Origin of the sequence: Pulveribacter suum (assembly GCF_003013695.1) — a bacterium.
GTDB classification, from domain to species: domain Bacteria; phylum Pseudomonadota; class Gammaproteobacteria; order Burkholderiales; family Burkholderiaceae_C; genus Melaminivora; species Melaminivora suum.
Map to the genome: position 1 here is coordinate 2,722,742 of NZ_CP027792.1, position 18,033 is coordinate 2,740,774.

17 protein-coding genes are annotated in these 18,033 nt (G+C 68.0%); 9 read left to right on the plus strand and 8 right to left on the minus strand.

Annotation, left to right across the window (positions count from 1 at the left end):
- Positions 1–150: 150 nt before the first annotated feature.
- From C7H73_RS12445 to C7H73_RS12455, 3 genes are read left to right on the plus strand one after another with little or no spacing between them, the layout of a single operon-like run.
- A complete protein-coding gene (locus C7H73_RS12445) occupies positions 151–1,710 on the plus strand; it encodes a fumarate hydratase (RefSeq protein WP_106846940.1) in 1,560 nt (519 codons plus the stop codon).
- A 48-nt stretch (positions 1,711–1,758) separates the two neighbouring features.
- Positions 1,759–2,637, plus strand: a complete 879-nt coding sequence (locus C7H73_RS12450) for a DMT family transporter (protein ID WP_106846941.1) — start codon at positions 1,759–1,761, stop codon at positions 2,635–2,637.
- 59 nt (positions 2,638–2,696) lie between these two features.
- Positions 2,697–3,074 carry a TipAS antibiotic-recognition domain-containing protein gene (locus tag C7H73_RS12455; protein ID WP_106846942.1) on the plus strand — a complete coding sequence of 126 codons (378 nt, stop codon included), beginning with the start codon at positions 2,697–2,699 and terminating at the stop codon, positions 3,072–3,074.
- Between the two features lie 24 nt (positions 3,075–3,098).
- Here C7H73_RS12455 and mgtE read toward each other — a convergent pair whose 3' ends face one another.
- Complete coding sequence (gene mgtE / locus C7H73_RS12460) at positions 3,099–4,364, minus strand: magnesium transporter (RefSeq protein WP_264371563.1); 1,266 nt, start codon at positions 4,362–4,364, stop codon at positions 3,099–3,101.
- A gap of 337 nt (positions 4,365–4,701) precedes the next feature.
- Here mgtE and C7H73_RS12465 point away from each other — a divergent pair, with 337 nt between their 5' ends.
- The 3 genes from C7H73_RS12465 to C7H73_RS12475 all read left to right on the plus strand — a co-directional run bounded on the left by C7H73_RS12465 (position 4,702) and on the right by C7H73_RS12475 (position 6,286).
- Complete coding sequence (locus C7H73_RS12465; RefSeq protein ID WP_157948353.1) at positions 4,702–5,022, plus strand: MliC family protein; 321 nt, start codon at positions 4,702–4,704, stop codon at positions 5,020–5,022.
- Positions 5,023–5,329: 307 nt separating this feature from the next.
- Positions 5,330–5,758: a pyridoxamine 5'-phosphate oxidase family protein gene (locus C7H73_RS12470; protein ID WP_157948354.1), complete on the plus strand. Its 429-nt coding sequence runs from the start codon at positions 5,330–5,332 to the stop codon at positions 5,756–5,758.
- A gap of 57 nt (positions 5,759–5,815) precedes the next feature.
- On the plus strand, positions 5,816–6,286 hold the full coding sequence (locus C7H73_RS12475; RefSeq protein ID WP_106846946.1) for a hypothetical protein: 471 nt from the start codon (positions 5,816–5,818) through the stop codon (positions 6,284–6,286).
- A gap of 81 nt (positions 6,287–6,367) precedes the next feature.
- On the opposite strand, the gene ahpF is transcribed toward C7H73_RS12475, so the two are convergent.
- Together ahpF and ahpC are read right to left on the minus strand one after the other, a co-directional pair.
- Entirely contained in the window at positions 6,368–7,936 is a 1,569-nt protein-coding gene (gene ahpF / locus C7H73_RS12480; protein ID WP_106846947.1) for an alkyl hydroperoxide reductase subunit F, read from the minus strand.
- Between the two features lie 110 nt (positions 7,937–8,046).
- Positions 8,047–8,610: an alkyl hydroperoxide reductase subunit C gene (gene ahpC, locus C7H73_RS12485; protein ID WP_106846948.1), complete on the minus strand. Its 564-nt coding sequence runs from the start codon at positions 8,608–8,610 to the stop codon at positions 8,047–8,049.
- Positions 8,611–8,811: 201 nt separating this feature from the next.
- Between ahpC and bfr the strand changes: the two genes are divergently transcribed.
- The 3 genes from bfr to flhC all read left to right on the plus strand — a co-directional run bounded on the left by bfr (position 8,812) and on the right by flhC (position 10,451).
- Positions 8,812–9,288: a bacterioferritin gene (gene bfr / locus C7H73_RS12490; protein WP_106846949.1), complete on the plus strand. Its 477-nt coding sequence runs from the start codon at positions 8,812–8,814 to the stop codon at positions 9,286–9,288.
- A 250-nt stretch (positions 9,289–9,538) separates the two neighbouring features.
- Positions 9,539–9,868: a flagellar transcriptional regulator FlhD gene (gene flhD, locus C7H73_RS12495; RefSeq protein ID WP_106847662.1), complete on the plus strand. Its 330-nt coding sequence runs from the start codon at positions 9,539–9,541 to the stop codon at positions 9,866–9,868.
- Positions 9,869–9,911: 43 nt separating this feature from the next.
- Positions 9,912–10,451 (plus strand): flagellar transcriptional regulator FlhC, encoded by a 540-nt coding sequence (gene flhC, locus C7H73_RS12500; protein ID WP_106846950.1) that lies wholly within the window; start codon positions 9,912–9,914, stop codon positions 10,449–10,451.
- 120 nt (positions 10,452–10,571) lie between these two features.
- Here flhC and C7H73_RS12505 read toward each other — a convergent pair whose 3' ends face one another.
- The 5 genes from C7H73_RS12505 to C7H73_RS12525 form a co-directional block, all read right to left on the minus strand.
- A complete protein-coding gene (locus tag C7H73_RS12505; protein WP_106846951.1) occupies positions 10,572–12,983 on the minus strand; it encodes a penicillin acylase family protein in 2,412 nt (803 codons plus the stop codon).
- A gap of 149 nt (positions 12,984–13,132) precedes the next feature.
- The gene (locus tag C7H73_RS12510; protein ID WP_106846952.1) at positions 13,133–14,182 is read right to left on the minus strand and encodes an adenosine deaminase; all 1,050 of its coding nucleotides are present in this window, start codon (positions 14,180–14,182) and stop codon (positions 13,133–13,135) included.
- Positions 14,183–14,208: 26 nt separating this feature from the next.
- On the minus strand, positions 14,209–15,513 hold the full coding sequence (locus tag C7H73_RS12515) for a DUF3422 family protein (RefSeq protein ID WP_106847663.1): 1,305 nt from the start codon (positions 15,511–15,513) through the stop codon (positions 14,209–14,211).
- Between the two features lie 142 nt (positions 15,514–15,655).
- Positions 15,656–16,816: a BMP family ABC transporter substrate-binding protein gene (locus tag C7H73_RS12520; RefSeq protein ID WP_106846953.1), complete on the minus strand. Its 1,161-nt coding sequence runs from the start codon at positions 16,814–16,816 to the stop codon at positions 15,656–15,658.
- Between the two features lie 44 nt (positions 16,817–16,860).
- Positions 16,861–18,012 (minus strand): BMP family ABC transporter substrate-binding protein, encoded by a 1,152-nt coding sequence (locus C7H73_RS12525; protein WP_106846954.1) that lies wholly within the window; start codon positions 18,010–18,012, stop codon positions 16,861–16,863.
- Positions 18,013–18,033 lie beyond the last annotated feature (21 nt).

Here is an 18,033-nt window from a genome sequence, read left to right on the forward strand (position 1 = left end):
GCCGGCGGCGATGCAGGCATTTCACCCCAGAAGCGGCCCCGCCGCGCGTCAGCCTGTGCCCAAAACCCTGCTGCCAGCCCCATGCAAGGTGCGGCGGGGATAATCCGGCGCGTCTTTTTGTAACGCGTGCGACCCACGCCCCACAGCCCCATGACCACGACCATCCGCTACCACGACCTGGTGGAATCCATCGCTGGCGCCCTGCAGTACATCAGCTACTACCACCCCGCCGACTACATCCAGCACCTGGCGCGCGCCTACGAGCGCGAGCAGTCGCCGGCCGCCAAGGACGCGATGGCGCAGATCCTCACCAACAGCAAGATGGCCGCCTTCGGCCACCGCCCCATCTGCCAGGACACGGGCATCGTCAACGTCTTCCTGAAGGTGGGCATGGACGTGCGCTGGGAAGGCTTCCCCGCCGGCACCGGGCTGGAGGACGCCATCAACGAAGGCGTGCGCCGCGGCTACCAGCACCCCGACAACACGCTGCGCGCCAGCGTGGTGGCCGACCCGCTGTTCGCGCGCAAGAACACCAGGGACAACACCCCCGCCGTCATCAGCGTGCAGCTGGTGCCCGGCAGCCTGCTTGACGTGACCGTGGCCGCCAAGGGCGGCGGCAGCGAGAACAAGTCCAAGATGGTCATGATGAACCCCAGCGACAACCTGGTGGACTGGGTGCTCAAGACCGTGCCCGAGATGGGCGCCGGCTGGTGCCCGCCCGGCATGCTGGGCATCGGCATCGGCGGCACGGCAGAAAAGGCCGTGCTGTTGGCCAAGGAAAGCCTGATGGACGACCTGGACATGTACGAGCTGCAGGCCAAGGCGGCGCGCGGCGAGAAGCTGGACCAGGTGGAAGAGCTGCGCCTGGAGCTGTTCGAGAAGGTGAACGCTCTGGGCATCGGCGCGCAGGGCCTGGGCGGCCTGGCCACCGTGCTGGACGTGAAGATCAAGATGTACCCCACGCACGCCGCCAGCAAGCCCGTGGCCATGATCCCCAACTGCGCCGCCACGCGACACGCGCATTTCGTCATGAACGGCAGCGGCCCGGTGTACCTGGAGGCGCCCAGCATCGACCTGTGGCCGCGGGTAGAGTGGACGCCCAACACCGAGACCAGCAAGCGCGTGGACCTCAACACGCTGACGAAGGAAGAAGTCGCCAGCTGGAAGCCCGGCCAGACGCTGCTGCTGGGCGGCAAGATGCTCACCGGCCGCGACGCCGCGCACAAGCGCATCCAGGACATGCTGGCCAAAGGTGAGCCGCTGCCGGTGGATTTCACCAACCGCGTCATCTACTACGTCGGCCCGGTCGATCCGGTGCGCGACGAGGTCGTCGGCCCGGCCGGCCCCACCACCGCCACGCGCATGGACAAGTTCACCCGCATGATGCTGGAGCAGACCGGCCTGATCGCCATGATCGGCAAGTCCGAGCGCGGCCCGGTGGCCATCGAAGCCATCAAGGACAACCAGAGTGCCTACCTGATGGCCGTGGGCGGCGCCGCCTATTTGGTCAGCAAGGCCATCAAGCACGCCCGCGTGGTGGGCTTCGAAGACCTGGGCATGGAGGCCATCTACGAGTTCGACGTGGTGGACATGCCCGTCACCGTGGCCGTGGACGCGGGCGGCACCAGCGCGCACATCACCGGCCCGGCCGAGTGGAAGCAGCGCATCGCCAGCGGCGAGTTCAAGGGGATCGAGCTGGCGACGGCGTAAGCCTGCCACCGCCCCTCCGCCCATGCACGCCGCCCTGCCCGCGCGCCCATGAGCCCGATGCGTGTCGCGGGCCTGTCCGCGCTGGCCATGCTCGCATTCGCCTGCAACTCCCTGCTGTGCCGCATGGCGCTCAAGGAAACGGGGATGGACGCCGCCACCTTCACCAGCACGCGGCTGATCTCGGGCGCTGCGGTGCTGTGGCTGATCGCGCAGTGGCGGCGGCGGGGAGAAGCGCGCCCGGGCGGGGACTGGCAATCGGCTGCGGCGCTGTTCGGCTATGCAGCCACGTTTTCCTACGCCTATGCCAGCCTGACGGCCGCCACCGGGGCGTTGCTACTGTTCGGGGCCGTGCAGGCCACCATGCTGGGCTATGGCCTGTGGGCGGGCGAGCGCCTGCGCCCCGGGCAACTGGCAGGCCTGGCGCTGGCCATTGGCGGCCTGGCGGCGCTGATGGCCCCGGGCGTGGCTGCGCCTCCTGCGGGGGGCGCCTTGCTGATGGTCTGTGCCGGTGTGGGCTGGGGCATTTATTCGCTGCGCGGCCGGGGCGCGAAAGACCCGCTGGGGGTCACGGCGGGCAACTTCCTGCGCGCCGCCGCGCTGACGGTGGTGCTGAGCGCGGCCCTTGCCGGGCAGGCGCGATGGGACCCGGCCGGCCTGGCGTACGGCGTGGCCTCGGGCGCGGTCGCCTCGGGCCTGGGCTACATCATCTGGTACGCCGCCCTGCCCGCCCTGACGGCGACCAGCGCCGCCATCATGCAGTTGAGCGTGCCGGTCATCGCGGCCCTCGGAGGCGCGCTGCTGCTGGACGAAGCGCTGTCGCTGCACGTCGTGTTGTCGGCCGCCGCCATCCTGGGCGGGATTGCGCTCGTGGTGCTGCAAAAGCCGGCTGCGCCCCGGCAGGCCTCCCCTGGTGACGCGCCGCGCTGACGGACCGGACAGCGGCTCTCCAGCGCTCGCCCGCCTCGAAACCCCTTGAAAATGCGGACATGAATAGGCCAACCGCCCAAGTCCTCGACGCGTGCCGGGCCGCGCTCGCCGCCGAACAGGCCAGGTCCCTCGAAGAAACCGCCAATTGGTCTCATGTGGACAAGGCGCAGGTGCACGCCGACTGGGACGCCCTGTACCAAAGACTGGCGCCGCTGGTGCACAGCCAGCCCGCGTCGGCGCCGGCAGTGCAGGCCCTCATGGCCGAGCACTACGCGATCGTCTCGCGGTTTTATGCGCCCTCGCGGCAGGCCTATATGGGGATGGGTTTGCTGTACGAGGAGAACCCGGACATGAAGGCCTTTCACAGCGCCTACCACCCGGACATGGTGCCCTTTCTGGCGCAGGCCATGTTTCGGTACGCCGAAACGCATCTGTGACGGCCGCGGCGCGCGGCGCCGGGCCTACAGCAGCGTGCCGCTCAGCAGCAGCGCCGCCACCGAAAAGTAGATCACCAGCCCCAGCACGTCCACCAGCGTCGCCACCAGCGGCGCCGAGGCGCTGGCCGGGTCCAGCCCGATGCGCTGCAGCACGAAGGGCAGCATCGAGCCGATGGTGGAGCCAAAGCACACGATGCCCACCAGCGACGCCCAGATGGTGAAGGCGATCAGCAGGTGGTGCTCGCCGTAGTCGTACAGGCCCAGGTGCTGCCACAGCAGAATGCGCGCAAAACCGATGGCGCCCAGGCCGGCGCCCAGCACCACGCTGGTGGGCAGCTCGCGCACCAGCACGCGCCACCAGTCGCGCAGGCGCACCTCGCCCAGGGCCAGGCCGCGGATCAGGAGCGACGTTGCCTGCGAGCCCGAATTGCCGCCCGAGCTCATGATCAAGGGGATGAACATGGCCAGCACCACCGCCTTTTCCAGCGCCATCTCGTAGTGCTGCATGGCACTGGCCGTGAGCATCTCGCCGAGAAACAAAATGGCCAGCCAGCCGCCGCGCTTGCGCAGCATGGCGAAAAAGCCCACCTCCAGGTAGGGCGCGCCCATGTGCTCGGCGCCGCCAAAGCGGTTCATGTCCTCCTGCGCTTCCTCCATCAGCGTGTCGATCACGTCGTCCACCGTGACGATGCCGATCACGCGCTGCTCCTCGTCCACCACCGGCAGCGCCAGAAAGTCGTACAGCCGGATCAGGCGCGTGACGTCCTCACGGTCGGCCAGGGCGTGCGTGGTGATGGGTGCGGCGCCGCTCCACAGCGCAGCCAGCGGCTGGGCCGGATCGGCGCTGACCAGCTCGCGCAGCGACAGCACGAAGCGCAGGCGGCCGTCCGCGTCGGCCACATAGATGGAATACACCGTGCCATGGCGGTGCCCTGGCTGGCGCAGATAGGACAGTGCCTGGGCCACGCTCCAGTCCGGCGGCACCTGCACGAAGCGCGTGGTCATGATGCGGCCGGCGGTGCCTTCGGGGTAGTCCATCAGCCGCTGCACCGAGGCGCGCGTGGCCGGCTGCAGCAGGCGCAGCGCGGCCGTGCGCTCGTGCGCTGGCAGCCGCGCCAGGCGATCTGCCAGGCGGTCATCGTCCATGCCTTCCAGCACATCGGCCGCGCCGTCCTGGACGATGGCGCTCACCAGCGGCACGCTGCGGCGCAGCTCGGCGCTTTGCAGCACCTTGATCAGCATGGCGCGGTCGAGCTGGCGCGCCTGGGCGACGGCCGCGTCGCGCGGCAACGCGTTGAGGTGGACGACAGCGTCCGCAACATGCAAAAAGACAGGGGTGCAGGCAGGGTCAGAAGGGGCTGGGAGGGTCATGTCAGGCACGGGCACGGGGCAGAAAAGGCTGCGGCGGGAGGCAGCCGACCGAAAGGGCGCGGCCGCGCAATGGCAGCGCCCAGCATAGCCAGCACGCCTGGCAAGGCAGGCCAGCGCAAGGCGCATGCGCTGTAGGCCACAGGCCTGTGCACAGGGCCCCTCCGGCGCTGCGCGTGGGCTGCCTGGGCGTACAGTTACCGCCGCACAGTCACGCGAAACCCTGCAGCGTGGCACTGCTTCGACCAAGGATCTGCCGATGAAAACGCTCCTGACCGCGGCCCTGGCCGCCACCGCCCTGCTGGCCGCCTGCTCGCACGGCACGCCACAGACGGCTGCCACGCACACCTACCGCTGCGTGGACGGCAGCACGCTGCGCGCCACCTACCCGACGACCGAGACCGCCACCGTGCACTACCAGGGCGCGTCGCGCACGCTGCAGATCGTCCGCTCGGGCAGCGGCGCACGCTATACCGGCGACGGCTGGCAGTGGTGGACCAAGGGCGACACCGGAACGCTGTCGCGCCTGGGCGCCGACGGCTACGGGGACGAAGTGCTGGCGGAGTGCCAGGCGCCTTGAAGATGCCGGGGACGGGCGGACGGGCAGGCGGGTGGACGCGGCCTGCCCCCAATTCCATGTGTTTTATGGCTCCAGCCCTTGACCATCAAGCGCAGGCAGCTATGAATAGCATAGCAAAACCGATCCGACCCGGCTTTTTTCGCGCGGCGTTCGGCGGCTGCCGGACGATTTCTTCACCCCGCCTGTGCCCCTGCGGCCCCGAATCTTTCCTCCAGCGCACTGTGCCTCGCCCGATGCCCGGCCCTTCCGTACCAGCATGTCACGCTGCCAGAATGCCTCTTCGGCTTTCCACCACTCAGGAGCACACATGAAGCGCAGCCAGGAATTCAGGGACGTCGCCAAGGCCATGGGCACGATCGACTTTTGCATGATGCAGACCGTCGGCCCGCATGGCGTGAGCACGCGGCCGATGTCCAACAATGGCGAGGTCGAATACGACGGCGACAACTGGTTCTTCACCAGTGCCGGCACCGCCAAGGTGCGAGACATCCAGCAGGACGCGCGTGTGCAACTGGTCTTTGCCGACACCAAGGCCGTGAACTTCATCTCGGTCTGGGGCCAGGGCGAGGTGATCCAGGATGCCGACCTGAAGAAAAAGCTCTGGCGCAAGGAACTGCAGGAGTGGTTCCCGGAAGGTCCCGAGGACGAGGGCGTGCTGCTGATCAAGGTCAGCGCCACCCGCATCCAGAGCTGGGGCCAGATGGGCGAGCACGCTCTGGACCTGGACGCACGCTGAAGCGCGCGGCGCCACGCCGGGCACTCCGTCACGTGTCTTTTCATCTACCCATGCGCCATGCCAGCCGCTGATTCCGCCCCCTCCACTCCGATCGCCCACTTCGAGCAGCAACACCAGCGCCTGGATGCGCAGCTGCACGCGCATCTGCTGCACCTCATCGGCGGCGATTTCGCCCGCGCCCTGGCGCAGCTGGAGCAGTGGCGCGCCGGTCTGGCCGAACACATCGAGATCGAGAACACGCGCCTGCTGCCGCATGTGCCGGCCAACGCGCGCTGGGCTGCGCGCGTGTACCTGCTGGAGCACGAGCGCATCGCGCTGCTGGCCGATGAGCACCTGCAGCGCGTGCGCGCCGCCGCCAGGCAGGCACCGCTGCCCGATGGCACGCCACGGCGCGAGGCCATCCTGGCCCTGCTGGACGGCGCGCACGCGCTGCGCCATGTGATCGAGCACCACCACGAGCGCGAGCACACGGCCCTGGCCCACGAGTTGCCGGCGCCGCTGCAGCAGGCGGCCTGGGCCGGACACTGAGCAGACGAGAAAAAAGCGCCCGGCAGTTGCCTGCCGGGCGCTTTCTCGGTTGCGGGCCCCCTAAAGGCCAGCCGGGCTCCCTCAAGCCGGCGCCGTGGTGCGGATCAGGTGGTCAAAGGCGGACAACGCGGCCTTGGAGCCTTCGCCGGCGGCGATCACGATCTGCTTGTACGGCACCGTGGTGCAGTCGCCCGCGGCGAACACTCCGGAGACGTTGGTGTGGTTGCGCGCATCCACCACGATCTCGCCAAACTTGCTCAGCTCCACCGTGCCCTTGAGCCAGTCGGTGTTGGGCAGCAGGCCGATCTGCACGAAGATGCCCTCCAGCGCCACGTGTTTGACTTCATCGCTGGTGCGGTCCTTGTAGCTCAGGCCGTTCACCCGGCTGCCGTCGCCGGTCACCTCGGTGGTCTGGGCGTTCAGGATGATGTCCACGTTGGGCATGCTGCGCAGCTTGCGCTGCAGCACGGCGTCGGCCTTGAGCTCGGGGGCGAACTCCAGCACCGTCACGTGCGCCACCACGCCGGCCAGGTCGATGGCCGCCTCGATGCCGGAGTTGCCGCCACCGATCACCGCCACGCGCTTGCCCTTGAACAGCGGGCCGTCGCAGTGCGGGCAATACGTCACGCCCTTGGTGCGGTACTGCTCTTCGCCGGGCACGCCCATGCTGCGCCAGCGCGCGCCCGTGGCCAGGATGACGGTGCGGCTGCGCAACGTGGCGCCGTTCTCCAGTTCGACCTCGATCAGGCCGCCTTCTTCGGCAGCGGGCTTCAGGGCCTTCGCGGCCTGCAGGTTCATGATGTCCACCTCGTAGTCGCGCACGTGGCGCTCCAGCGCGGCGGCGAACTGCGGCCCCTCGGTCTTTTGGATGGAGATGTAGTTCTCGATGTCCACGGTATCGAGCACCTGGCCGCCGAAGCGCTCGGACGCCACCCCGGTGCGGATGCCCTTGCGTGCAGCGTAGATGGCGGCCGCCGCGCCGGCCGGGCCGCCGCCGACGATCAGCACGTCAAACGCCTCCTTGGCGGCGAGCTTTTCCGCGTCGCGCCCCGCCGCTCCAGAGTCGAGCTTGCCGATGATCTCGGCCAGCTCCATGCGGCCCTGGCCAAAGTGCTCGCCATTCAGGAACACGGTGGGCACGCCCATGACCTGGCGGTCCTTGACCTCCTGCTGGAACACGCCGCCGTCGATGGCGGTGTGCGTGATGCCGGGGTTGAGCACGCTCATCAGGTTGAGCGCCTGCACCACGTCCGGGCAGTTGTGGCACGACAGCGAGTAGTACGTCTCGAAGTGGTGCTCGCCAGGCAGGTTTCTGACCTGTTCCAGCAGGTCGGCGGCTTCCTTGCTCGGGTGGCCGCCGACCTGCAGCAGCGCCAGCACCAGCGAGGTGAACTCATGGCCCAGCGGCACGCCGGCAAAGCGCACGCCGGTGTCCACGCCCGGGTTGGTGATGAGGAACGAGGGCTTGCGCACGGGCATGTCGCCCGCCTCCACCACGGTGACCTTGTCCGACAGGGACGCGATCTGTTTCAGGAGCTCGCGCAGCTCGTGCGCGGTGGCGCTGTCGTCCAGCGTGGCCACCAGTTCCACGGGGCGCTGCAGGCGCTCCAGGTAGGCTTTCAGTTGGGCTTGGAGGTTGGCATCGAGCATAGGGAACTCCCGTAGATGTAGTTGTTTGGGCAAAAAAATGCCCGGGCGCCTCAGCACCCGGGCGTCTGGTATCAGCCGTTCACACGGCTGCCTGGGTCAGGTGGCTCAACTCAGATCTTGCCGACCAGGTCCAGCGAAGGGGCCAGGGTCTTCTCGCCCTCTTCCCACTTGGCCGGGCACACTTCGCCGGGGTGGTTGCGCACGTACTGGGCGGCCTTCACCTTGCGCAGCAGGTCGGCGGCGTTGCGGCCAATGCCTTCAGCAGTGATCTCCATGGCCTGGATCACGCCGTCCGGGTCCACGATGAACGTGGCGCGGTCGGCCAGGCCCTGGCCTTCGCGCAGGCAGTCGAAGTTCTGGCTAATCTGCCAGCTGGGGTCGCCCAGCATGGTGTACTGGATCTTGCGGATGGTGTCGGACGTGTCGTGCCAGGCCTTGTGCACGAAGTGCGTGTCGGTGGAGACGGAGTACACCTCGACGCCCAGCTTTTGCAGCTCTTCGTAGTGGTCGGCCACGTCGCCCAGCTCGGTGGGGCACACGAAGGTGAAGTCGGCGGGGTAGAAGAAGAACACGGCCCACTTGCCCAGGACGTCCTTTTCGGACACTTCGATGAACTTGCCGTTCTTGAAGGCTTGCGTCTTAAAGGGCTTGATGGTGGTGTTGAGCACGGACATTGGGTTTCCTCTCGGGTGGGTGGGTTGATGGATGGAACGAGACTGAAGTCTAGGCGCTGGCCGCCAATAAAGCCAATTAATTGATGGAATCAAGTTGATTGCCCTAGACTATGGCAAGCCAGGCCGGCCCGCCGGACATTGTCTTGCCGCAGGGCCCGGCTGTCATGACAATGCCCTGTCACGCACGAAAGGAAAAGCACCATGAAAGGCGACCCCCAGGTCATTGCCCATCTGCAGGCGCAGCTGAAGAACGAACTCACGGCCATCAACCAGTATTTCCTGCATTACCGCATGCTCAAGCACTGGGGCCTGGACAAGCTGGCCAAGCGCGAATACGACGAATCGATTGGCGAGATGAAGCACGCCGATCGGCTGATGGACCGCATCTTCATGCTGGACGGCCTGCCCAATCTGCAGGACCTGGCCAAGCTGCAGGTGGGCGAGGACGTGCCCGAAATCCTGGAATGCGACCTGCGCGCCGAGCGCGGCGCCCAGGCCACCATCAAGGACGGCATCGCCTACTGCGAATCGGTGCGCGACTACGTCTCGCGCGACCTGCTGGAGGGCATCCTGGAAGACACCGAGGAGCACATCGACTATCTGGAGACGCAGATCGCCCTGGTGGAGAAGGTCGGCCTGCCCAACTACCTGCAGTCGCAGATGGGCGACGGCAGCTGACGCGCGGCGGCGCCGCAAGCCGAGGGAAACGGGCCGCTGGCCCGTTTTTTCATGCCCTGGCCCCGGCATCGGCGCCTGACGCGTTTGTAAGGCAAATTCCTACAAGGCAGGACAGGTGACCAGACGCCGCGCAGCGCCGAACCCCGACTTAATTTCTTTTTGGCCTGGTTTCACAATCCATTTCAACGAATCGAGCAATACATGCAACCGCATGCAACGCCACGAGACGCCGCTGAAAAGGAACCGCGCCATGACCTCCGAACAACTGCTCGCCGAAATCCGCGAAGCCAACCTCACCTACCTGATGCTGGCCCAGACCCTGGTGCGCCAGGACAAGGCCGAAGCCGTTTTTCGCCTGGGCCTGAGCGAGGAAGCCGCCGACATTCTGGCAGCCCTGTCGGCTGCGCAAATCCTGAAACTGGCATCGCGCAACACGCTTCTTTGCAGCTTCCGGGTGGACGACGAGCTGGTGTGGAGCCTGCTGACCAGCCACAACGCCCCGCGCAAGAGCAGCAGCGAGGCCACCAACGCACTGCACGCCAACATCCTGATGGCCAGCCGCGTGTCCGAAGTGCTTTGACGCCTGCCCCGCCTGCCTGCAACCCGCCTACTGAAAGCCCGCCATGTCCGCACCCGCCAAGAGCGTTTTGAACGAGTCCAAGCAGATCGAGCGCGCCGTCATGCTGATCGAGATGGGTGCCCGCATGCAGGTGCTGGAGTCGGAGACCACGCTGTCGTACGAGCGCCTGATCCGCCTGTACAAGGAAGTGGCGGGCAAGTCGCCGTCCAAGGGCCAGCTGCCGTTCTCCACCGACTGGTTCCTGACCTGGCAGGAGAACATCCACAGCTCGCTGTTCCTGAACATCTACGAGTACCTGTCCAAGGGCGTGGCACTGGATGCGGTGGAGGTGCTCACCAAGGCCTATCGCCTGTACAACGAACAGGTGGCTGCCGCCGAGATCGAGCCGCTGCTGTCCTTCACCCGCGCCTGGCGCCTGGTGAAGTTCGTGGACGCCGGCATGCTCACGCGCACCCCATGCTCCAAGTGCGGCGGGCAGTTCGTCAGCGAGCTGTATGAGAACCGGCACTACACCTGCGGCCTGTGCAACCCGCCGGCCCGCGCCGGCAAGAGCAAGAGCGCCGGCGCGCTGACGCTGCACTGAAAAGCATCAGTCAAATCAGCCTCCAGCCCTTGCCCATCAAGCGCTGGCAGCTATCAAAACCATAGAAAAAGGCCCCGCTGCTGCAGCGGGGCCTTGGTGCTTTTTAGCCGGCGAGCGGCGTCATTGGCTCACGGTCTGCGTGCGGTAGTCGGCGTTGCCGGTGATCTCGCCTTCGGTGAACGGCATGCGCACCCACTCCTTGGCGCCGTAGGCCCGGGTGTAGTCGCCGTAGTGCGGCGAAGCCGGGTCATCCGACAGCGAGAAGGTCAGGAAGGTGTATGCCTGCACGCCGCTGGCGGGGAAGTTCACCACCTGCATGTAGCTGTTGCCGTGCGGCTGGCCATCCATGCTGTAGCCGCCGGCGGTGATGGGGTTTTCCGAGCAGGTGATGGTGAAGTAGCCGACGCCGCCGCAGCCGCCAAACAACGGGATCTTGCCGCCGCCTCGCGTGGCGAACAGCACTTCGCCGCGCGGCGCATCCGGCGCGAAGCCCGAGGCCTGCACCGCTTGCACGGCGTCGGCCAAGGCCTTCTTCAGCGCATCGGCCGCGCCAGGGTTGATGCCGCGGGGCGTGTCCAGCGGCTGCGCCGGGTTGAACGCTACGGTGTACAGCTGGGCGTCCGGCAGCTTGGCCGTCGCGCGCGTCCAGAACTCGTCCCACAGGTGCGAGCCGCGCGAGTCCTTGTTGCCGTGGTTGTCCCATTGGCGCAGCGCGCCGCAGGCGGCGGCATTGCTGGCGTCGCACACCAGCGCCAGGATTTCGTCCTTGAAGCGCTCTGCGCTGAACACACGGCTGTTCAGCACCATCTGGCGCACGATGGCGCTGGTGGCCTGATTGCCGGGGTAGCCGTCGGTGCCGGCCAGGCGCTCCAGCGCCATGGTGTGGCCCAGACGGGTGCGCAGCGTCTGCGCAGACGTGCCGGCCGGCCCGAAGATGCCGGGGTAGCCCGTCAGCGGCGCCGTGGCGTTGGCCAGCCAGTAGCTGTCGTTCATGTTGCCCACGTAGTCGCTGCGCAACAGGCTGGGCATGCGCGACGGACCGATGGCGCCGGGCTGCACCGAGTCGGCATCGCTTTGCCACTGGCAGGCCGAGTTGGCCCCGTTGAAGATGGGCACGCCGGGCAGCAGCGGCGCCATGGCCTGGCCCACCGGCGTGGTGCACTGGGCCACCTGCGCGGGCGAGACATTGGGCACGGCGCCGATGTCGGCATACCAGGCCTGGGCGCTGCCGCGGCCCACGGCCACGGTGTTGACCCAGGGAATGGCGGACTCCTGCTTCTGGATGGCGATGAACTCATCGAGCGACTTGGCCTGGTTCCAGCGCATCCAGTTGCGGAAGGTGCGGTAGTTGTCGGCGTTGATGTCGCGGATGGCAAAGGCCGATTGCGGGTTCCAGCCCAGCGCCGGGTTCATGCTGCCCAGGTTGACCATGGGGCCGTACTCGCTCTTGTAGAGCGTGCGGGTCACGGCGCTGGTGCTGCCGTCGGCCTGGCGCACCGGCACGCTGATGGGCACGGCCTTCATCTTCACGGCCTTGCCGTCCACCAGGTAGCTGGTGGCGTCGCCCTGCGCCAGGGTCAGCTGGAAGAAGCCGAAACGCCGCGCCGTGGAGACGGTGTGGCTCCAGGCCACGTTCTCGTTGAAGCCGATCAGCACCATGGGCACGCCCAGGAAGGACGCGCCGCTCACATTCAGCTCGCCGGGGATGGTCAGCTGGGCCTGGTAGAAACGGTCTGCCCCCTTCCAGAACCAGTGCGGGTTGCCGAACATGACCGGCCCGTCGCCGCCCGTGACGGCGCTGCCGAAGCCGTACATGTTGCTGCCGATGCCGCGCGTGCCGGCCACCTGCAGGCGCGGCGGGGCGATGTCTTCGGGCGCCAGGGCTGCCAGCTGCTGCTTGGCGGCAGCGCTGGCGCCCGGCGGCGTGGCGTTAGCGATGGCGGCCACGAAATTGCTGTAGCCCCCCGCCAGGTTGGCCGCGTACATGCGCCGCCACAGGTCGTCTTCGGCAATGGGCTGCACCCAGCCCTCGCCGCGGCAGGCGGCATGTGCCGTGCCGGCCTTCTGGGCCTCGCCCACATAGCGGTTGTAGCCGGCGACGAAGCCGCTGACCAGGGCATGCATCTTCGCGTCCTGCGCGCCCGACATGGCGGCCACGACATCGGGCGAGACCACATGGCGGAAGAAGAAGTCGGAGTCGATGTTGCGCGGGCGGTCGATGGTGCTGTCATACACGGCGATGGCATCGCCGCCGAAGTGGCGCGAGCGCTCGCCGCGGTAGGTCAGGAAGGAATCGGCCAGGGTGCACAGGTTGTCCTGCGCCTGGGCGTAACCCACGCCGTAGCCCAGGCCGCCCCAGTCCTGCGCCTTGACGTGGGGCACGCCCATGGTGGTGCGGCGGATCTCGGCGCTGTACTTCGCGCCGCCGTCGCTGCTGCCACCGCCACCGCCGCCGCAGGCGGCCAGGGCCGCCAGGGCCGCCAGCGTCAGAGCGACGCGCGGCCGTGCGCCGCGCAGCATCGTGTGTTGCATGTGAATGTCTCCTGTTGTTGTGGTTGGTTGCCCTCATTCGCTGGCGGGCAGCGGCGGGCCACGCCAGCATAGGAGGAAACAGGCCCGCTGTGCATGGGGCCGTGCAGGCATCGGCAGGAAGGGACTGGCACCGCCCCGGGCGGCGGCGGTCAGGCGCGTGCGTGCGCCTCGAAGCACTCGACCAGCCGGTCTTGCCAGGCGCGGCGCTGGCCCTCGGGCGCAAAGCTGGCGGCAAAGCTGTTGTGCGCCAGCTGCCAGGCATCGTGCGCAGTCAGCTGCGGCACGGCGGCGAAGACCTGTGTGAAGTTCTCGTTGATGTAGCCACCGAAATAGGCCGGGTCGTCAGAGTTCACCGTGGCGGCCAGGCCTGCGTCCAGCAGGCGTTTGAGGTTGTGCTGCGAAAGCTCGGGGAACACGCGCAGCTTCAGGTTGGACAGCGGGCACACCGTGAGCGCAATGCGGTCCTGCGCCAGGCGGCGCATCAGGGCCGCGTCGTGCACGGCCTGCACGCCGTGGTCGATGCGCTCGACGCGCAGCACGTCCAGCGCGCTCCAGATGAAGGCCGGCGGGCCCTCCTCGCCCGCGTGGGCCACCAGGCGCAGGCCCAGCTGGCGGCAGCGGGCGAACACGCGGGCGAATTTCTCCGGCGGGTGGCCCAGCTCGCTGCTGTCCAGGCCCACGCCGACGATGTGCTCGAGCAGCGGCATGGCCTGCTCCAGCGTGGCGAAGGCGTCCTCCTCGCTCAGGTGGCGCAAAAAGCACAGGATCAGCGAGGACGAGATGCCCAGCTCGGCGCGCGCGTCCACGCAGGCGCGGTGCAGGCCGCGCACGACCGTCTCCATGCTGACGCCGCGCGCCGTGTGCGTCTGCGGATCGAAGAAGACCTCCGCGTGCGCTACGTTATCCATAGCTGCCTGCGCAAGGTAGGCGCGGGCCATATCGTAGAAATCCTGCTCATGCAGCAGCACGCTGGCGCCGGCGTAGTAGATGTCCAGAAAGCTCTGCAGGTCGCTGAAGGCATACGCCCGGCGCAGCGCCTCGACGTCGGCATAGGGCAGCGCCACGCCGTTCCTTTGTGCCAGGGCGAAGATCACCTCAGGCTCCAGCGAGCCCTCGATGTGGATGTGCAGCTCGGCTTTCGGCATGGCGGCCAGCAGCGCGGGCAGGCGCTCGCGGGCGATGGGGGGCGGTGTGAACATGGCGCTTGTCTCCGTCGTCGTCTTTGTCAGTGGGGGGTGGCAGAAAACATCCGGTGGTGCAGCCGGCGCAGCGACCACCATACCGACAGCGCCACCACGGGAATGGCCAGCGCCGCCGTGGTCTCCGGCGCCAGCGGCCAGCCCAGGGCCTGCGCGCCACGGGCCAGGTAGCTGACCAGCCCGACGATGTAGTAGGTGATGGCCGCCACCGACAGGCCCTCCACGGTGGACTGCAGTTTCAGCTGCAGGCCCTGGCGCTGGTTCATGGCCGCCAGCAGCTGCTGGCTGCTTTGCTGCTGCTCGATCTCCACCCGCGTGCGCAGCAGGTTGCTGATGCGCGAGACGCGCTGCGACAGCGCGTCCTGGCGCCGCGCGGCCCATTCGCAGGTGGCGCGTGCGGGCGACAGGCGCCGGTCCATGAATTCGCGGATGGTTTGCAGCCCGGCCAGGCGCGATTCGGCGATGTCCTGGATGCGCGTGTCCAGCAGCTCGAAGTACGCCCGGCTGGCGGAAAAGCGCGAGTGCGTGGCGGCGTACTGGCTCTCGACCTTGCCCGCCAGGCGGGTCAGGCGGTCCAGCAGTTCGGGCTCGTCATTGCGGCTGGCGCTGCGGATGGCGCCCGCCAGCGCGGCCAGCTCGGCCTCGGCCATCGCCAGCTCGCGCCCGGCGGCGCGCGCGGCCGGCAGGCCCAGCATGGCCGCCATGCGGTAGGTCTCGATCTCCAGCAGGCGCAGCACCAGGCGGCCCAGTCGGCGCGGCGTCAGGCTGCCGGCCAGCAGCACCATGCGCGAGTAGCCATCGGCGTGGATGCAGAAGTCGGTATAGACCTCGCCATAGCCGTCGGCCACGGTGGAGGCGACCAGGTTTTCCTCGTGCAGCACCTGGCGGATCAGCGCGCCGCCCGGCACACCCTGCGCCGGCAGCACCCACAGGTGCATGGCGCTCAGAGCCTGGCCGGGCAGCTGCGAAACCCACGTCTGCCGCACCGATTGCACTGCCGTCTCGGGCTCGCCCGGGCCGCCCCACTGGCCGGCCTCCAGCGGCACGGTGAAGGTCCAGGTGACGAACTCGGTGTGCAGCTCCCAGCGCAGGCGCCAGGCCCCCAGATCCACGCGCAGGTGGATGCACTCGGCGTCCGGCGGCGGCTGGTGGTGGTCGCGCAGCAGTGCGGCCAGGTGCGCGCGGCTGGCCTCGCGCCCGGCGGCGTCGGCCTGCATGACGATGTGCGTCAGCGCCAGCGGCGCGCTCAGGGCTTCGGGCGGGCGGGCATGCACTTCGTTGTGCAGCACGGCGCGGTCGGGGTGCTGGTGGGGCAGGTGCGGCGCGGGCATGGGCGTGGTCGGCGTCGGGTGGGCGGCGCAGGTGGCGAACAGGCCGGCCGCGCGCACGCCAGAAAACACAAGGGGCCGCACACAGGCGGCCCCGATGGGCGGGCACCGCGCCACAGCGCCGCGCCCGTCATGGCCGGACGGCTTACTTGGCGCCCGGCACCTGGCCTTCCACGCCCTTGACGAAGAAGTTGATGCCGGTGAGGAACTTGTCGTCAGCCGCCTTGCCGTCTTCCAGCACGGCCTTGCCGGCGTTGTCCATGACGGGGCCCTGCCAGATGACCAGCGTGCCGTCCTTCAGGCCCTTCTTGGCTTCCTCGACCTTTGCCTTGAGTTCCGCCGGCACGTCCTCGGCGATGGACACCAGGTCCACCGCGCCTTCCTTGACGCCCCACCAGGCCTGGCCGGTCTGCCAGCTGCCGTTCAGCACGTCGTTCACGGTCTTGGTGTAGTAGGGCACCCAGTTGATGACGGCCGAGCCCAGATGGGCCTGCGGGCCGTAGGCGGTCATGTCCGAATCCCAGCCGAAGGCGCGCTTGCCCTTTTCCTGGGCGGTCTTGAGCACGGCGGGCGAGTCGGTGTTCTGGAACAGCACGTCGGCGCCGCCGTTGATCAGCGACGTGGCGGCCTCGGTTTCCTTGGGCGGGTTGAACCAGTCGTTGACCCAGACCACCTTGGTCTTGATGGCCGGGTTCACGCTCTGCGCGCCCAGGGTGAAGCTGTTCAGGTTGCGCAGCACTTCGGGGATCGGCACCGAGCCCACCACGCCCAGCGTGCCGGTCTTGGTCATGCCGCCGGCGATGATGCCGGCCAGGTAGGCGCCCTCGTAGGTGCGGCTGTCGTAGGTGCGCACGTTGGCGCTGGTCTTGTAGCCGGTGGCGTGCTCGAACTTCACGTCGGGGAACTCGGCGCCCAGCTTCTGCATGGTGTCCATGTAGCCGAAGGTGGTGCCGAAGATCAGCTTGTTGCCCTGCGTGACCAGGTCGCGCAGCACGCGCTCGGCGTCGGCGCCCTCGGGCACGCTTTCCACGTAGGTGGTCTTGATCTTGTCGCCGAACTCGGCTTCGAGCTTCTTGCGCGCCTGGTCGTGGGCGAACGTCCAGCCGCCGTCGCCCACCGGGCCGATGTAGGCAAAGCCGATCTTGAGCGGCTCGTTGCTGGGGGCCGGGGCGGCAGCAGCCGGCTCGGCCGGGGCGGCGGCGGGCGCGGGCGCCGGCTCGTCCTTCTTGCCGCAGGCCACCAGGGCAGCGGCAGCGGCGCCCAGCGCGGCCAGGCGCATCAGGGAACGCTTGTTCAGATCGGTCATGGAGCAGTCCTTGTCAAGGGTGGGTTGTGGGTCTTCGCGCGCGCTCACTTGCCTTCGGTGCCCGGCACCTTGCCTTCCACGCCAGCCACGAAGAAATTGATGCCGGTGAGGAACTTGTCGTCGGCCTTCTGGCCCTCGGCCAGCAGTTCCTTGTCCGCGTTGTCCCTGATCGGGCCGGTCCAGACGGCGAAGCTGCCGTCCTTCAGGCCGTCGCGCGCCTTGGCCACGCGGTCCTTGATCTCCTGCGGCACGTCGTCGGCGATCTTCAGCAGGTCGATGGCGCCTTCCTTGACACCCCACCAGTAGTTGCCCTGCGGCCAGTGGCCGGCCAGCGTGTCCTCGACCACCTTGGTGTAGTAGGGCGTCCAGTCAATCACGGCCGAGCCCAGGTGCGCCTTGGGGGCGTAGCTGCTCATGTCGCCGTCCTTGCCGAAGGCGCGGGCGCCGCGCTCCTCGGCCGTCTTCAGCACCGAGGGCGAGTTGGTGTTCTGGTACAGCACGTCCACGCCGCCGTTGATGAGCGAGGTGGCCGCTTCTGCTTCCTTGGGCGGGCTGAACCACTCGTTCACCCAGACCACCTTGGCCTTGATGGACGGGTCCACGCTCTGCGCGCCCAGCACGAAGCTGTTGACGTTGCGCACCACCTCGGGGATGGGCACCGAGGCCACCACGCCGATGGTCTTGGTTTTGGTCATGCCGCCGGCGACGATGCCCGCCAGGTAGGCGCCCTCGAAGGTCTTGGTGTCGTAGGTGGCGACGTTGTCGCTTTGCTTGTAGCCGGTGGCGTGCTCGAACTTCACGTCCTTCAGGTCGGCCGCGACCTTCTGCACGAACTCCTGGTAGCCGAAGCTGGTGGCGAAGATCAGCTTGGTGCCCTGCCCCGCCATGTCACGCATGACGCGCTCGCTGTCCGCGCTCTCGGGCACGCTCTCGACGAACGAGGTCTCGATCTTGTCACCGAACTTCTCCTGGATCGCCTTGCGGCCCAGGTCGTGCTGGTAGGTCCAGCCGCCGTCGCCGATGGGGCTGACGTACATGAAGCCGATCTTGAGCTTGTCGGCCACCGGCGCGGCTGCCGGGGCGGGGGCCACGGGCGCTGCGGCCTCTTCCTTCTTGCCGCAGCCGGCCAGCACCGCAAAGGCGGCGGCCGAGAGCAGGGAAGCCTTGAGCAGGGACCGTTTGTTCATGGGGTTCATTGCGATGATGAGGATGGAAAA

What these genes read in the sequence shown, in the direction of transcription:
- C7H73_RS12445 (WP_106846940.1), top strand. Translation starts at nt 151, where the DNA reads ATGACCACGACCATCCGCTACCACGACCTGGTGGAATCCATCGCTGGC.
- C7H73_RS12450 (WP_106846941.1), top strand. Translation starts at nt 1,759, where the DNA reads ATGAGCCCGATGCGTGTCGCGGGCCTGTCCGCGCTGGCCATGCTCGCA.
- C7H73_RS12455 (WP_106846942.1), top strand. Translation starts at nt 2,697, where the DNA reads ATGAATAGGCCAACCGCCCAAGTCCTCGACGCGTGCCGGGCCGCGCTC.
- C7H73_RS12465 (WP_157948353.1), top strand. Translation starts at nt 4,702, where the DNA reads ATGAAAACGCTCCTGACCGCGGCCCTGGCCGCCACCGCCCTGCTGGCC.
- C7H73_RS12470 (WP_157948354.1), top strand. Translation starts at nt 5,330, where the DNA reads ATGAAGCGCAGCCAGGAATTCAGGGACGTCGCCAAGGCCATGGGCACG.
- C7H73_RS12475 (WP_106846946.1), top strand. Translation starts at nt 5,816, where the DNA reads ATGCCAGCCGCTGATTCCGCCCCCTCCACTCCGATCGCCCACTTCGAG.
- ahpF (WP_106846947.1), bottom strand. Translation starts at nt 7,936, where the DNA reads ATGCTCGATGCCAACCTCCAAGCCCAACTGAAAGCCTACCTGGAGCGC.
- ahpC (WP_106846948.1), bottom strand. Translation starts at nt 8,610, where the DNA reads ATGTCCGTGCTCAACACCACCATCAAGCCCTTTAAGACGCAAGCCTTC.
- bfr (WP_106846949.1), top strand. Translation starts at nt 8,812, where the DNA reads ATGAAAGGCGACCCCCAGGTCATTGCCCATCTGCAGGCGCAGCTGAAG.
- flhD (WP_106847662.1), top strand. Translation starts at nt 9,539, where the DNA reads ATGACCTCCGAACAACTGCTCGCCGAAATCCGCGAAGCCAACCTCACC.
- flhC (WP_106846950.1), top strand. Translation starts at nt 9,912, where the DNA reads ATGTCCGCACCCGCCAAGAGCGTTTTGAACGAGTCCAAGCAGATCGAG.
- C7H73_RS12505 (WP_106846951.1), bottom strand. Translation starts at nt 12,983, where the DNA reads ATGCAACACACGATGCTGCGCGGCGCACGGCCGCGCGTCGCTCTGACG.
- C7H73_RS12510 (WP_106846952.1), bottom strand. Translation starts at nt 14,182, where the DNA reads ATGTTCACACCGCCCCCCATCGCCCGCGAGCGCCTGCCCGCGCTGCTG.
- C7H73_RS12515 (WP_106847663.1), bottom strand. Translation starts at nt 15,513, where the DNA reads ATGCCCGCGCCGCACCTGCCCCACCAGCACCCCGACCGCGCCGTGCTG.
- C7H73_RS12520 (WP_106846953.1), bottom strand. Translation starts at nt 16,816, where the DNA reads ATGACCGATCTGAACAAGCGTTCCCTGATGCGCCTGGCCGCGCTGGGC.
- C7H73_RS12525 (WP_106846954.1), bottom strand. Translation starts at nt 18,012, where the DNA reads ATGAACCCCATGAACAAACGGTCCCTGCTCAAGGCTTCCCTGCTCTCG.